At 33.2% G+C, this 16245-nt stretch carries 9 protein-coding genes; 6 read left to right on the forward strand and 3 right to left on the reverse strand.

Annotated features, from left to right (window positions below; all coding sequences use genetic code 11):
- Positions 1 to 12 precede the first annotated feature (12 nt).
- The 5 genes from RGRSB_RS03680 to bchB all read left to right on the forward strand — a co-directional run bounded on the left by RGRSB_RS03680 (position 13) and on the right by bchB (position 7323).
- Positions 13 to 1359, forward strand: a complete 1347-nt coding sequence (locus tag RGRSB_RS03680; RefSeq protein ID WP_119259887.1) for a histidine phosphatase family protein — start codon at positions 13 to 15, stop codon at positions 1357 to 1359.
- Between the two features lie 575 nt (positions 1360 to 1934).
- Entirely contained in the window at positions 1935 to 2528 is a 594-nt protein-coding gene (gene leuD, locus RGRSB_RS03685) for a 3-isopropylmalate dehydratase small subunit (protein ID WP_119259888.1), read from the forward strand.
- Positions 2529 to 2797: 269 nt separating this feature from the next.
- Entirely contained in the window at positions 2798 to 2887 is a 90-nt protein-coding gene (locus tag RGRSB_RS11055; protein ID WP_420823006.1) for a hypothetical protein, read from the forward strand.
- 249 nt (positions 2888 to 3136) lie between these two features.
- Positions 3137 to 4072 carry a tRNA epoxyqueuosine(34) reductase QueG gene (queG, locus tag RGRSB_RS03690; RefSeq protein WP_119259889.1) on the forward strand — a complete coding sequence of 312 codons (936 nt, stop codon included), beginning with the start codon at positions 3137 to 3139 and terminating at the stop codon, positions 4070 to 4072.
- A 1724-nt stretch (positions 4073 to 5796) separates the two neighbouring features.
- Positions 5797 to 7323, forward strand: a complete 1527-nt coding sequence (bchB, locus tag RGRSB_RS03695) for a ferredoxin:protochlorophyllide reductase (ATP-dependent) subunit B (protein WP_119259890.1) — start codon at positions 5797 to 5799, stop codon at positions 7321 to 7323.
- Positions 7324 to 8627: 1304 nt separating this feature from the next.
- Here the strand turns inward: bchB and RGRSB_RS03700 are convergent.
- Both RGRSB_RS03700 and lepB read right to left on the reverse strand, forming a co-directional pair.
- A complete protein-coding gene (locus RGRSB_RS03700; RefSeq protein ID WP_232014573.1) occupies positions 8628 to 10106 on the reverse strand; it encodes a BCD family MFS transporter in 1479 nt (492 codons plus the stop codon).
- A 2159-nt stretch (positions 10107 to 12265) separates the two neighbouring features.
- The gene (gene lepB / locus RGRSB_RS03705; RefSeq protein ID WP_119259891.1) at positions 12266 to 12865 is read right to left on the reverse strand and encodes a signal peptidase I; all 600 of its coding nucleotides are present in this window, start codon (positions 12863 to 12865) and stop codon (positions 12266 to 12268) included.
- Between the two features lie 153 nt (positions 12866 to 13018).
- Between lepB and RGRSB_RS03710 the strand changes: the two genes are divergently transcribed.
- Positions 13019 to 14329: a dihydroorotase gene (locus RGRSB_RS03710; protein WP_119259892.1), complete on the forward strand. Its 1311-nt coding sequence runs from the start codon at positions 13019 to 13021 to the stop codon at positions 14327 to 14329.
- Positions 14330 to 14420: 91 nt separating this feature from the next.
- Here the strand turns inward: RGRSB_RS03710 and stpA are convergent, their stop codons facing one another.
- The gene (stpA, locus tag RGRSB_RS03715) at positions 14421 to 15737 is read right to left on the reverse strand and encodes a glucosylglycerol 3-phosphatase (RefSeq protein WP_119259893.1); all 1317 of its coding nucleotides are present in this window, start codon (positions 15735 to 15737) and stop codon (positions 14421 to 14423) included.
- Positions 15738 to 16245: the final 508 nt, after the last annotated feature.

Raw genomic sequence — 16245 nt, forward strand, 5'->3', positions numbered from 1 at the left:
GGACGGAAGATAGTGGCTACTCGCGTTATTATAGTGCGTCATGGGCAAAGCAACTATAATGTTAAAAAGCTTATACAAGGTCGCAATAACGAATCAGTATTGACCGAAAAAGGTCGTCGAGATGCTCAAAAAGTTGGGAATAGTCTCAGTCTACTTCCCATTGATGTAATGTATTGCAGTCCCTTGCAACGGGCAAAAGCTACAGCTGAGATTATTCATAGTCGTTTGCTTTCTCGGCCGAGTTTGTTTGCTATCAATCAACTGATGGAAATAGACCTTCCTCTTTGGGAAAAACGAAATAAACTTGAAGTAGCCAAAATATTCAAGACTGAATATCAGTTTTGGAAAGAACGTCCCCACGAATTTAAAATGGTTCTCCCTACATCTGAAGGAAAAAAAGAACACTTTCCAGTTCTTGCTTTATATCAACAAGCTAAAAAATTCTGGAAGGAAATGATCCCTCAGCATCAAGGTAAAAATCTGTTAATTGTCGCTCATAATGGTATCAATCGCTGTTTAATCATGAGTGCTGTTGGAATTTCTCCAGAGCGTTATCACTCAATTCAACAGTCTAATTGTTGCATTAATATCTTGAATTTTAGCGGTAATTGGGGTGAATCAGTGCAACTCGAATCCCTGAATCAAACCTCCCATCTAGGAATCCCCATTCCTTCTACTCGTTCTTACAAGAATCATTTACGATTTTTGCTAGTTCGTCATGGAGAAACCGAATGGAATCGAGAATCGAGATTTCAAGGAGTTAGAGATATTTCACTCAATGAAAACGGCAAAAAACAAGCACAAAAAACAGCGGATTTTCTAAAGGAAATTCCCTTGAATTTTGCAGTTAGTAGTCCTATGTTACGTCCGAAAGAAACTGCCAAAATAATTCTTCAATACCATAAAGATGTTAGGTTAGAATCTAAAACCCAACTTCAAGAAATCTGTCATGGACTATGGGAAGGGAAATTAGAATCGGAAATTGAAGTGGATTTTCCAGGGTTATTAGCTCAATGGAAAAACTCTCCAGAAACTGTACAAATGCCCGAGGGAGAGAATTTACAACAAGTGTGGGATAGAGCAATCATTTGTTGGAATCAAATGGTAGAGGATTACAGCAAGTCTCCTGAATCTAAAACTGGTATTATAGTTGCCCATGATGCTATTAATAAAGTAATTTTATGTTACTTGTTAGGATTAAAACCCAGAGATTTCTGGAACATAAAACAAGGAAATGGTGGTGTTAGTGTGATTGACTATCCTCAGGGAATTAAGGGAGCTCCTGTTTTACAAGCAATTAATTTAACTAGCCATTTAGGATCTGGGATTTTAGATCAGACAGTGGCTGGAGCATTGTAACTGACGATTTCTATTTACGTCCTCATTTTCTTAAGAAGTGAGGCTTAGACTGTTGGTAAGCCAAAGAGTGAAAGAGAAATTTATGAAACTAGAAAACTGCCAATTCTCAGAAAGAATTTTACGAGCGCTAACAAGAATTACAATCATTAGTTGTTTTTGATAAAAGTGGCAATATCCAAAATAACTTTTCTGAAAAAAGTTATTTTGGATATTGCCATGTAAGCTAAAAATACTCCAATTTAAGGGGCTAAAAAATCAGAAAATATTATGTAAAATCATAGGGTAATTTTTTTAGGTAAATAAAAATAACTTCTTTCTATCTATTGATTAATTTTGAAAATTAGACCCTGATAACTATAGGTATTTTTGATGAAAAATATTAATCACAAACTCTGACTTAGAATTAATCATTAGGAACATATAAAAGATTCTGACATTTATTCGGGATAAGCTAAATCTAAGGAGGTTATAATTACAGTGGAACAATTGTGAACTTAAATATATAGTAAAGTATTAAGTGAAACAATAGTAACAAGAGAACGGAATGTGAGTTGATACTATCAAGAGTCAATATAATGAGTCAAGTACAAATTATTTCTGGATCAGGGATTCCCGTTGTGGGAGATGATATCGATACTGATCGCATTATTCCAGCACGGTTTTTGCGTTGTGTCACTTTCGAAGGTTTAGGGGAGCAAATTTTTGCCGATGATCGTGCTCAACTTAGAGGAAAACACTTTTTTGATTTGCCTCAATATCAGGACGCTAAAATTCTTGTGGTAAATGCTAACTTTGGCTGTGGCTCATCAAGAGAACATGCCCCACAAGCGATCATTCGATGGGGAATTCAAGCCATTGTTGGAGAGAGTTTTGCTGAGATATTTTATGGCAATTGTATCACTAATGGAATTCCCTGTGTGACAGCTAAACCAGAAGATATCAAGCAGTTACAAACCTTGATTCAAACTCATCCGCAACAAGAAATTACCCTTGATTTAAACGAAATGAAACTTAGTGCAGGAACGTGGATAACTCTGATCGAGATGGGAGAAGATTCTCGGCAAATGCTTTTAGGAGGCACTTGGGACAGTTGTGGGCAACTTGTACAAAACATCGATAATGTTCATGAAACAGCTAGCCAATTACCTTATTTGGACTGGAATTATTAATTTATTTCTCGTGAATAAATATCAATAAATACTTTAAATTTTTCTAGTTTATTTAATTTAATAAACGCTCAGGAGTTTATCTGACGGTAATAATAGGATTAACGAGGTTTTGATCAGCAAAATATGCAACAAGCAGATATTATTTATGCTGCTCTGAATAGAAGTTAATTTAAACTCTATTGCCTAAGATTTAGAATAATCTTAGGCAATAGAGTTTAATCCATACACGACTGATCGATGCTAAATTGATAGCAGCTACCTGAACTAAGATAGATCTCAGCTATGCTGATCTAGGTTGCATCAATTTCGAAGACGTAATCATTGTCAATGCAAGTTTGCTCCATGCCAACTTCGAGTAAACTGATTTTTAGAAATAATGATTGAGGAAGTGCTAAGCTTAGTTGGGAGAAGCTGAAAAAGGCGGAACTCAGTCGTACCGATCTCGTAGAAGTAGATTTCAGCTAATGCTAACATGATTAATACTTCACCGAGAGAGAGAGGTTTGTACGGCGCAAATATTGATGATTGCAATGTTAACGACACTAATTTTTTCGAAGCAATCATGTCTAACGGTAGTGTTTGTCCAGATAAAAAAACAAAAATCAGTCATGAATACCGAAGAGTGGACTGAAACCATTAAACAAAAAATTCTAGAGCTAGGTTTCCATAAAGTAGGGATTGCTAATGTCGATAGCCAATTTAATGATACTGCGACCAATTACCTGAAACGCTGGTTAGCATTAGGGTATCATGCCGATATGGCTTGGATGGACAACCCGAAACGCCTCAACATTCGGGACTATATGCCTCAGGTAAAATCAATTATCTGTGTTGCCCTTAATTATTACACTTCCCATCAACGTCCCGACGGGAAAGAATACGGCAAAATCTCCCGTTACGGGTGGGGGCGAGATTATCATAATGTTATGCACAAAAAACTAAAAGCCTTCAGTCAGCAGCTAAAAGGGCAAGAAGGCTCTATTAAAATTCACTATTGTGCTGATACAGGAACAATACAAGATAAAGTCTGGGCGCAACGGGCTGGAATTGGCTGGATCGCCAAGAACAGCAATCTTATCACTCGTGAGTATGGAAGTTGGGTGTTTTTAGGGGAAGTGTTAACCAATTTAACCTTAATTCCTGACACCCCTTACACTCAACACTGTGGCACATGTACTCGTTGTCTGGAAGCTTGTCCGACAGGGGCTATCGTTCAACCTTTTGTAATAGATGCTAATCGCTGTATCGCCTATCATACCATTGAAAACAGACAAGCAACCTTACCAGAAGAGATCGCCTCTAACCTGAAGGGATGGGTCGCTGGATGTGATATCTGTCAAGATGTTTGTCCTTGGAATCAACGCTTTGCCCAAGAAACAAATATCGTCGATTTTGAACCATATACTCAAAATATTGCCCCAAAGTTGACAGAACTAGCCAATATTTCTCCCAAAGATTGGGATAATCATTTTAGAGCTTCAGCATTGCGAAGAATCAAATGGGAGAGATTGCGACGTAATGCTCGTGCTAGTCTAGGTAAATAAGAAATTAATTATACTCCTACTCCACACTCCACCATCCATAATGCTCAAAATCAGTAATAACAGTTATTTCTTTGTCGAGATCGCCAATAGTCTATCGGTAGAATTTAGCTACAAATCAGTTAACCGTAAAATAACGAGAGCAACTCAAAAATTTAAGTACTGAAAATCCTATCGAAAGGTTAGAGATTCTCTTTTTTTATTTTAAAAAATTTTTTAATTTAAACAGTAAAACACAATCAAACAATTAATATTAACTAATAACATTATTTATGGGTTTAAAAAAATTAAGATAACAACTATTTTCCAGAAAATATCACGTTCAAACATTAGATAAAATAAGGTAAAGTCAAACTTATTACCATGAATTAGAAATTTAATTATTCAAGAGTTTTAAGTATATATCAATTCAATTACATCAATTAACCACTTCTATGAATTAATTAATGTAATTGAACAATGTAATCGGAATGGACAGTAAGTGTTTGAACTATGTTAGAGTAAATTAATTGAGGTGCTCTAGATAAACGTTGTTATATTAAATTGATGATTCAAAATAAACTAGTGAAATGCCAGTTTAAGAAACTTAGAAGTTAAAAATTGACGAAATTCCTGAATTTATAAGCTTTTCTTTGAGTTGACTGTAATTTTTTGTTAAAATCTTACACCACTCCTTGAGTTGCTTATTTGTAAAAATAAGCAGTGATTTCTTCAGCTCAAAGCATAATTGTCTACATTTTTTACTGTAACTAATACAACAATGATACTAAGCTGAACAGCTAGTTTCAATAGTCCTGATATCAAGTGCCATTTCTTTTTAATAACTATTCTGTGTTCCTCTTTTAATTAAGATCTTCTGAAAACTCAGTGAAGTTTTATACATCTAAGAATAATTTATATATATAAATTATTTTTATTAAATTTTGACAACAACTAACTCTACTACTTATATAAGTATATTATTATTTTTTGTTACTTTTTTAGATTCTAAATATCAAGTAATAGCTAACCAGGAATTTAAATGTTATTTATCTAGATAAATAACACAAATTTATTCTACAGCGTTGCGGAGTATTTCATGATCCTATTAATCTAAGTTTGTTCTATTGATAATTATTATGTTTTCTGTTAAGAAAACCTATTTTTAATAAATGAAAATCTTTTTTGCTTTACACCTTATTGCTGACAATCTAAGTAGTACCAGCTCTACTTTTTAATCGAGAAGATGACATTAGTTAATTAGATTTCTTACAGCTGACCATGGTAACATACACTGGGATATGTTTGTGGAAATAACTTTTAAACGCAGAGCACGTGTCAACATAATGCGGCTTATTCATACCCAAATACTTACAAAGTTTATTAAAACTATTAAATATTAAAAAGTCGGACTTTTTCAAGAAAGTAATAATAGTAAAAAACAGGTTTAATCAAAAATATAAGAAAGGTGAGCATCAGACATAGTTCCGTTTATTCTAGCTGAACTTGTTAAGATCAGCAATATCTACCAATAATTTTAACAACATTAAGATTAATTAAAATTAAATAGTATAAAAGTTGATAAAATCCTCTTGAGACTTTAGTCAAAATAAAGTATATACTTTTATTTCCAGTATATAACGTTATTTAAGCAACTACTTCCTAAAGACAATGATTTTGAGACAATCAAGAAAAAGCTTATGGCAATACCATAATCAAATTTTATTCAATAGATACTGGAGAACTTTATGAAACTCGCTTACTGGATGTATGCTGGACCTGCACACATTGGGACTTTAAGAATTGCCAGTTCTTTCAGAAACGTTCATGCAATCATGCACGCCCCCCTAGGCGATGATTACTTTAACGTAATGCGTTCTATGTTAGAAAGGGAGAGGAACTTTACCCCTGTTACCGCTAGTATCGTAGATCGTAATGTCTTGGCACAAGGTTCTCAAGAAAAGGTAGTGAACAATATCCTTCGGAAAGATCGGGAAGAAAACCCAGATTTGATTATCCTAACGCCCACTTGTACCTCTAGTATCTTACAAGAAGATTTAGCGAATTTTGTAGATCGTGCTCAAATAGATATGAAAGGAGATGTGATGTTAGCTGATGTTAATCATTATCGTTATAATGAACTACAAGCAGCAGACAAAACCTTGCATCAAGTCATTAAGTTTTATCTAGAGAAAGATAAGAAACAAGGTGAGTTACCTCAAAGAAAAACTGAGAAACCTTCTGTTAACATTATAGGGATGTCTACCTTAGGTTTCCATAACAAACATGACTGTACTGAGCTAAAGCGATTAATGAAAGATTTAGGGATTGAAATTAATGAAGTAATTCCTGAAGGCGCATCAGTGCACGACCTAAAAAATTTACCAAAAGCGTGGTTCAATTTAGTTCCTTATCGAGAATTAGGATTGATAGTAGCTCAATATTTACAAGAAGAATTTGGAACTCCCTATGTAGATATCACTCCAATGGGAGTGCTAGAAACAGCCCGGTGTATCCGTAAAATTCAACAGGTAATTAATGAACAAGGTGCTAATGTTGACTTTGAAAAAAATATCAGAGAACAAACTCTTCATGTTTCCCAAGCTGCTTGGTTTTCTCGTTCTATTGATTGTCAGAATTTAACGGGGAAAAAAGCAGTAGTATTTGGGGACAATACTCATGCAGCAGCGATGACCAAAATCCTCACGCTGGAGATGGGGATTAATGTAGTTTTAGCAGGGACTTATTGTAAGTATGACGAAAAATGGTTCACCGAACAAGTCAGTAAATATTGTGATCAGGTTTTAATTAGTGATGATAATGCAGAAATTGGTGATGCTATCGCTCTTCTGGAACCTTCTGCCATTTTTGGAACACAAATGGAACGTCATATTGGAAAGCGTTTAGGTATTCCTTGTGGAGTAATTTCTTCGCCTATTCATATTCAAAATTTTCCCATTGGTTATAAACCTTTCTGCGGTTATGAAGGTACAAATCAGATCACAGATCTGATTTATAATTCCTTTACCTTGGGAATGGAAGCGCATCTCTTAGAAATCTTTGGTGGACATGATACTAAAGAAGTTATTACGAAAAGAATTTCTACTAATTCCAATTTAGATTGGAATAAAGAAGCACAAGCAGAATTAAATAAAATTCCTAGTTTTGTACGAAATAAAGTACAGTGTAATACTGAAAAGTTCGCCCGGGAACATAAGTTTTCTACAATTACTCTCGAGGTGATGTATGCTGCTAAAGAATCGGTAGAGGCTTGATTAGTGTAAGGTGGGTATTATCCACCTCATCTCTACATATCAAGTTAGATAAGATGTTACTTTTAACCAAAATATTCCTTGATACGGGACCATTATAATTGAAGTATTAGATTGACAATGATGCCCCTTAACGTTTTAGACATACGCTTCGCTTCTTTAAAAGCTCTTATTGGGTAAAAAGATAGTGTTTGGAGCAATTCCTGACAAAATGCTGTTTAAAATTTTGGAGAGAAATAGTTGAGAACTTCAGCCAATTAATTATCAGTAGCTGTCATGATTTTGCGTGAAATACTGGGTTTACACCACTCTTCCTATCCTAGTTTATTCTAATTTATATCTACCTAAAAGACCTTTAAAAGGTACCCTGAATGATGCTCAATGAACTGAGAAAGATTCGTGTTAGTAACATACAATGTTAAGACTATATGTATTAGATAATACCTCTGTGTATTATGTTTATAGTCAATATCAGTCTCTCATCAGCACTTTTTGAAAAAAAATAACATTAATTCTTAAATCATCAAAAAGTATTCTCAATACTTAAGGGAAAAATTAGGGTTAACAAGATTTTGGTGTTCATTATGTTTTTTTAGGTAAATTGATGGTGAGTTTCTGGTATTATACCCAAAGTACTCCATAACTTGTCACTCTACTTGTTACTCTAATTATTGATAATTGTTAAAGATTTATTTATTTGATAGCAAAACTATTTAATATAAATTAATAGTTTTACATTTGATCTAAAAAATTTTCTAAGATAGATTCTTATAAATACTTCCGCTTTATCTGTAAATATCTTCTAGAAATTATATATTTTTTAAATTAAGTATTGAACCTTCTATTATGATGTTTTTGTTTATATAAACAGTTAGTAGGGTAGTGTCTTAACGAGTACAGTATTTTTTCGAGTATATTAACTCTACGATGAACTTACTATCTCCCCTAAAACTTTCATCAAGAGATCTTAGAAAATCGAATAGTTTCGTAAATTGAATATTATCCATAAAACTTTGAATTACGTGTAAATCAACTTTTATCTTTAGGAATATTCGTTTAAAATAAACAAAAGTAATAAGTTTTGATCAACTGATATCTTAATTATTTTTGTATATTTTTTTTGTTATTGTATTGTAGTAAAACGTATTTTAATTTAGTTCGCTAAGTTTTCATATAAAAGAATTTCGTTTAAGATAGAAATAAGACAGAAATAGGATTAAAAATTCTTAATTCTATTTCTTGTCGCTGTCGTTTATTAGCATCGCTATACATCAATCAATAGCTTAAAACGACTATCAATTTCTAGATTACCCATCTAAGTTACTTTCCATGACCGCAGCAATAGCAGAATTCGTATCGTCTTTAAATTCTTTAATATTAATACGTTCTAATAAACAAATTGTTAAAATTATCCCTACTCCTTGCGCCATAAATACTAATCCGTAAGCCAAAAAAGAAGTAGAAAAAAACACCTTTCCTAGATTTAGAATCGCTCCTCCTAAAACGGTCGCAAAACCCCTCGCCATCGCCTGAGCTAACCCCCAAGCACCGATAAACGTTCCAGCAGTTTCTGCTGTGGTTAGATCTAACATTAAACCTGTTGCTCCTGCAATTAAAACTCCTGATGCTAGTCCAAAAAAGAGTAACCCAGACTTCAATAAACTTTGACTTTCTATCCCACCAGCTAAGATGATTAACCCAAAACAAAATATTGATAAAAAACAGCCTAATTTTGTGGTTTGTTGCTTTCCTAAACGGGGAACAACTAAAAACCCGATTGAACTGATACCAAATAGGGTTCCTATACCATAGAACGCATTTAATTGGGTAGTTTCAGAAATACACATTCCGAATACCTCGCCCCCATAGGGTTCAAGTACCGTATCCTGCATAAATAAACTGAGCGTAAGCGTCAATAAAAAACTAAAAAATAACCAAGTTTGACGATTAGCAGTCAAAATTCTTATTGCTCTTCCCAAGGTAATTTTACCTTCCCCTTCAACTGTCATTGATCGCAAACCAAACCGAGAATATCGCCTTTCTATTCCCCAAGTCGCTACAAAGCACAACCCTAATACCACTGCAGGCATAGTAATAAATACGAGGTTAACAGTTCTTCGTAGGGCAGGAATATCAACTATTTTAGCGGTTACTGTCGAATTGTAAGATACAATAGTATTTCCACAAATATCGGGGTTATTAAGCAATTTTGAGCTAATAATTGCCCCAACGATAATGCCCACCATCAACATTGACCAAACAATACTGATTAGTTGCGAACGGTTATCCTCATCAGAAATATCCACCAACATTGCTGCAAAGGGAGTACTACTAAAACTTAAAGCTAAGCCATAGAGAGCAAAAATAAATCCCAATAGAACTGCCCAAGTACAGGTCGTCATACTCCATCCCGTCTCTTTCAAGCTAAATCCTAACTGCCAAACTCCTTGTAAAGCAATGAAGGCTAGGGAAGTAAATAAAATTGCCCCGATCCAGACATAACTAGTGCGATGATAGCCCCAGATTTTTTTTGTATCGGACATTTGTCCAAACCAAACTTTAGCGGGACTGACAAACTGATACATGGCGATTGCCGTCGCTGCTATCCACGGCAATACTGTCAATTCATCGATCATGATTCGATTAAGAATTCCTAAAGTTAGCAAAGACATGATACCTAACCCCATTTGGAATAATCCTAAACGAAACATGGTGAACAGGTTCAGTTTTGGGAGGGGTTTGTGGGGACTTGGTTGAGGAATTATAAGACGATCGCTAGTAGCCATGCTGGTTATTTTTAACAGATGTAAAATGTGTTTATAAGTGAATCAACTTTTTTAAGTGTATCAAAATCTTTGTGAAAACGAAGTTTAATTATAAGGGAATTGAAAGAGATAAAAAGTAGTAATATTTGGCTGAATCTAACACTTTAAATATACAATCTAGTCTCGACTTTACTGAAGTATTTTATAATCAAAATATCTCTTAAAAAGAGATTAAAACAGCGTTATTGTTCTATTTTTTAAGTAAAAGTATTTATTGTATGTAAACTATTTAAAGTTAAGTTTTGGAAACTGTGATTATTTTTTATGACTCAGAAAATCTAATTTAGAATAATTTCTATTTACTAAAAAAAATATTTTTTTTAGTAAATAGAAATTATTACTTTTCAAGCTTAAAATTAAATTTTAAGTTAAATTATGGTTAAAACTAAATTAGTATTTTGATACTAATAAAGCAATCATAATAGTTTTAGTGCTTGCTCTAAGTCGTTGTCAAGAATTGTCTTAAATTCCTCTTTTACTTAATCAGTGTATTTTTGAGATAACTGGTGAAGTTTTATATATCTACTTTAATTTGGTTTTTCATTCCCTGCTTAAATCTTATTTTTTAAAATAAAAAACATTTGTTATCATTTAACCATTCTATGGTTTTAAAAAAACTAATATTTTTGAGTTATTTGGTTTACTATTTAAGTTTTTTTAGTAATTTGATTAATAATCAATTTGTTTTGTTACATAAAATATATCTGCTACTACTTTAGTCTATTACACTAATTTATTGAAAATATTTGTATATGGTTATTTTAGATAAAAACTAACCTATTTAATTTTGATAAAAACCTATTTTTCTAAGCTCTTAGCTATTTAACGACATCTTCAAATATTTCTATATATAATTATTACGCTTACTTTTCTATTTAAATTCTTAATCTAACTATTATGAAACATGTTCAATAATTTTCCTTTAAAATATTTCAGTATATATTTTTTTTGTAAAATAGATAAAATTTTTACGTTTTTTATATTAAAAATATTTAATTTAATAAAAATTAATCTTGAGATAGATTGCTTTCTTCGTCCAAGATAAATCTCTAGTAGTTATTTACCTAATAAGAAATTTTGATAAAATTTCTTATTAGGTAAATAACTATAAATATGAGTCACTATTCAATCTATTTTTTTGATAAACATAATTATTATTATCAGATTTAAAGTATGAATAGTGGGTAATGGTAAGTTTTTTTAAATTTAGAATTTTACTAATTAAATTAAGTTCAGCATTTGATTCAATAGGTATAAATAAAGTAAAGATATTAAGTTTAGTATAATTTTATTTAAATACGAAACTTTCAAAAGTATCGGCTATGCAATAATTACAACTTTTAATAAATATAAAAACTAAGTTTAATTGTTAGTTTTTATATTTTAATCTTTAATTTATCAGGTCCAGTAAAACCGTTTCTCTTTAGCTTGTTTCAATGTAAAATAAGTGTGAATCTAGGCTAGAAGTTTGGGACAGTTACAAGGTTTAGTTAAATAGTCTACTATATTTATATCAAAAGTATTTTTATACCAAAATCCACTAAAGACTTTTGATATTCCTAATTAGGGATTAAAAATAACCATAGTTGTAGCACATTTCTTCAAAAATATTTATTTGTAATAGCTTTAAGACTATTTTGAACTGCCGAAATCAAAGATAATTCAGGAGTAGGCAATGTATTCAAAATTACTTATTGCTCTTTTTGCTCCAGAAAATTGCACAATTTTTAGAAATTTATTTAGAAAGCACACATTAATTTTGTCGTATAGTGTGTTTAACGTCTTAAGAATTAACATTAATTGTTGTTATTTTCAACTTTCTTTTTTAGTAAAAATCTGACGTAGATTTTAGCTTTTAAAAGCTTGATATAAGCCCACCTAAATATTAACCTTCTTGCGACGTCATTTTATAAATTGCTCAGTTCTCATGTTTTTACCATGTTAAGAGTTTGATAATTGCAAGAAAGCCTACACAGATGGGCCAGTCTAAGGAGGAGTAAAAATAATACATCTATATTCCCAGTCTTAAGGAACAGGGAGAATCAGTTCAGAGATTTTAAATAGATTCGATTTATTTTTGTCTATTGTACCTATTGAATAAATATACTTTGATAAAATATTCATGGCTGAGTTGATGGATAAATGGGATGTTTATCCAATATGCCCAGTCTGTTAAACGGCCAAAAACGCACAAAGGCTTTACCAATAATTTTCTCTTTCGGGACATGTCCCCAGTAATGGGAATCGTAACTGTTATTACGATTGTCTCCTAAAACTAGATATTGCCTTTCAGGAACTGTAACCGGACCGTAATCGTAGTTAGGATCTTCGGAAATGTATTTTTCTTTGATAGCCTGACCATTAACATAGACCTTTCCTGTTTTTACCTCAATGGTTTCTCCAGGTAACCCTATTACTCGTTTAATAAACGCATCGCGGAAATCTTTCTCCTGAAGAGCTTTTGTTGGGTTAAATACTACCACATCCCCCCGCTTGGGTTCTTGAAAATGATAGCTAACTTTTTCTATAATAAGGCGGTCATTGACCTGTAGAGTCGGTTCCATGGAAGATGAAGGAATATAACGAGCTTCTGCCACAAATGCGCGAATGCCGAAGGCTAAAATAGCTGCTGTGGCTATAGTTTTAATCCCTTCAATCCAAGGGTTTTCTTGGGAAGGCTGATTTGGATTCTTAGTCTCTTGTTTCAAGCTTCGAGCCATAGGAGTTATTAATATAAAAACAAAGAATTACAAGGCATAGGGATAGTAAACTTCCAAAGTAACGGTTATTCGTTTTTTAGTTTGACGATATCCAAAGCAGTGACAAGATTGAATTATTTTCAGAATTTACTTAGGTCTACCAATACTCATACTATGATACAACTCCTCATTCGTCACGCTCGGATTCTCTTGCCTGATGGTCAGTTTCTTTTCGGCGACGTTTTACTTCAAGATGGAAAGATTCTCGAAGTAGCTTCAGAAATTATTACATCGGACCCCAGTGTCTTTATAGACGCAACGGGACTGACTTTGTTGCCCGGAGTGATTGATCCTCAAGTTCATTTCCGTGAACCTGGATTAGAACACAAAGAAGACCTCTTTACCGCTACTTGTGCTTGTGCTAAGGGAGGGGTCACATCTTTTCTAGAAATGCCTAATACTCGTCCATTAACCATTACTCAAGAAGCTTTAGATGATAAACTACACCTGGCTGCCCAGAAATGCCTGGTCAATTACGGTTTTTTTATCGGTGCTACCCCCGATAATTTACCTGATTTGTCAACAGCCAATCCTACCTGTGGTATTAAAATCTTTATGGGGTCAGCACATGGGACGTTATTAGTAAGTAGAGAAGCTGAATTGGAGCCCATTTTTGCCGAAGGAACCCGATTGATTGCAGTTCATGCTGAAGATCAAGATAGAATTATCCAACGTCGTCGAAAATTTTCTAAAATTACTCATCCGGCCATCCATTCCCGAATTCAAGATGAAAAAGCTGCCCTTAACGCGACAAAATTAGCCCTAAAATTATCAAATAAGTATCAACGACGATTGCATATTCTCCATCTTTCTACAGGAATTGAAGCGGAATTATTACGGGAGAATAAGCCTAATTGGGTAACAGCAGAAGTAACCCCCCAACATTTATTACTTAATACGGAAGCCTACGACAGAATAGGAACATTAGCTCAGATGAACCCACCCTTGCGGTCACCTGAAAATAATGCTATTCTTTGGCGGGCATTGTTAGATGGAACAATTGATTTTATCGCCACGGATCATGCTCCTCATACCTTAGAGGAAAAAGCTAAAGGTTATCCCGATTCTCCTTCAGGTATGCCAGGGGTAGAAACATCTTTACCCTTAATGTTAACTCAAACTAAATTAGGACACTGTAGTATTTCTCAAGTGTCTAATTGGATGTCTACTGCCGTTGCTAAGGCTTATAAAATTCCCAGTAAAGGATTAATTAAACCAGGGTATGATGCTGATTTAGTGCTAGTTGATTTAGAAAATTATGCCCCTGTTCAACGAGGAAATTTACAAACTAAATGTGGTTGGAGTCCTTTTGAAGGATGGGAATTGACTGGATGGCCAATAGTAACAATTGTTGGAGGACAAGTAGTGTATGAAAGGGGAAAACTAAACATTGACGTTCGGGGAAACTCTTTAACGTTTGAATAGTTAGTAGTTAACTAACTTTTCTCTTCATACTGAGAATAACTAAAAGTTATTAGCATTTATTTTTTTTTAGATCAGTTATTTTTCCCACTCCTCAATTATGAGAATTCTTCTTATACCTTGCTGTAGCTGCTTTTTTGAAGAATTCAATGTACTGTTTATATCCCTCAGGAAATACAACATTCAGGGTCAGTGGATCATTTTTATCTCGGTGATCTCCTGGACCTCTAATGACGCGTAATTCTTCTGGTAAATCCATATTTTTAGAGCTAATAAACTTTTCTAATTTTAGAGGGTTACGGTTTTTAACCTCCCCACTACTACTATCAATATAAACGGTAACATTTCCGGACTTAAATTCTTTACCAATCTCTTGAATAAGATATAAAAATCCACGATCACTCCCCCCTCGTTGAAAAGTTAATTGACTATTTATTTCCTTAGCTTTGCTAGTAACAGTATCCCCTATTCCTATGATAGTTGGCATCTGTATCGGATCAAAATTATCTTTAATTAATTTCAGTAATTTTTGATGATCTTTGGGAGATTGTCGAACGTTAAAACCTTCTCCTAATGGGTATTCTCCTGTTTTACTGTAAAAGTAATGATTGAGGATAACCAGTACTCCAACTTCTTTAATTGCTCCCCGCAACATAAATTGAAAATCTGTTGTTCCTGAGTCCTTCCCTTTAGCTAGTTGCATGATTTCTTTTCCTTGAACATCTTTCCCTAAGTTGGGGGCGTAATGAACAAAAAAGGAATTATCTAATCCTTGATGTTTAGCTTGTTCTTGCAAATTATCCATTAAAACTTTCATTGCCTGCTGTAATTTACAATAGCTATCTTCTTGATGCTGTAAGTATTCATGAAATATGTTTAGATTAACGGTGGGGGATACTTTATTATCTAAAACGGTTAATTGAATTCCTTGTTTTATTTTACTCTTTTCTAAACCACAATTATTTTGTCTAAAAAATTCGATTAAAGCTTTTTCAATCTTCTGGGGAACTTGTTGTAAAAAATTTAATTCTTCTTCACTAACCCCAGGATGAGAAATATTCCCATAACAATCTTGCCATTGGACTCCACCACCCGCTAAACCTGGTAGATAAAGACCTCTATTTTGGACTAAATTGATATTCTTTAAGGTACGTTCAACAATTGCATTTACCCCTCGTTTGCCAATATGTTCCCCATTGGTTAAGACAAAAAAATGTCCTTCAAATAATTTAGTAGCTTCTAAATAACTTTTATCAATTACCCTTGTTAAAGGATCTTTGACTAACTTCATACAAACACCGTCAAGGTCTTGAATGATTAAAATATGTTGCTGATTAGAGATTAAATTGATAAGCTCTTGATGATCAAGAGATAAAGAACGTTGATGTAAAGGAGTATGGGTAGCAGACATTGCAATTAATAATTGAAAGTACTAAAACTAAAAGTTAGGGCAAAACCCTAATTGGTAACTTAAGTAATACATAGTTTGAATTTAACATAGTCATTCTAGCCATGCAATTTCTATTAACTTTAGCTACTTTAGTGAAACAACACTAACCTCTAATTTTATTAGAGATTAATTGCCTTAATTTTTGAGATTTTTATCAGAGGTTGAAGGAAAGATATGCCATATTCCTCCTTACTTATAATAGAGGGCAATTTCTTTATCCTTTAACAGAAGAAATCTCTTATCAACTAACATTAACGAATATTTGGTTTAATTCTTATTGGAAAATACGTTTAGCTCCAATACAAAAAACATAAAAATACATAGTATTTATAACTCCACTAAGTGGATTTTAAGTTTTTAATGCTGCTTTTTGTCAAATGCTAATTTAGCAGAGAGTATAGAAGTGCCATACAAATCAATTCTCCGAGATATCATTATATCAACTACATTAGTCTCCGTATCAGAGGTT

The sequence above is a fragment of the cyanobacterium endosymbiont of Rhopalodia gibberula genome (assembly GCF_003574135.1).
GTDB lineage: Bacteria > Cyanobacteriota > Cyanobacteriia > Cyanobacteriales > Microcystaceae > Rippkaea.

Bases quoted from the DNA above. Each gene is read 5' to 3' on its own strand.
- lepB (WP_119259891.1), bottom strand. From the start codon at position 12,865: ATGGCTCGAAGCTTGAAACAAGAGACTAAGAATCCAAATCAGCCTTCC.
- leuD (WP_119259888.1), top strand. From the start codon at position 1,935: ATGAGTCAAGTACAAATTATTTCTGGATCAGGGATTCCCGTTGTGGGA.
- RGRSB_RS03710 (WP_119259892.1), top strand. From the start codon at position 13,019: ATGATACAACTCCTCATTCGTCACGCTCGGATTCTCTTGCCTGATGGT.
- stpA (WP_119259893.1), bottom strand. From the start codon at position 15,737: ATGTCTGCTACCCATACTCCTTTACATCAACGTTCTTTATCTCTTGAT.
- queG (WP_119259889.1), top strand. From the start codon at position 3,137: ATGAATACCGAAGAGTGGACTGAAACCATTAAACAAAAAATTCTAGAG.
- bchB (WP_119259890.1), top strand. From the start codon at position 5,797: ATGAAACTCGCTTACTGGATGTATGCTGGACCTGCACACATTGGGACT.
- RGRSB_RS03700 (WP_232014573.1), bottom strand. From the start codon at position 10,106: ATGGCTACTAGCGATCGTCTTATAATTCCTCAACCAAGTCCCCACAAA.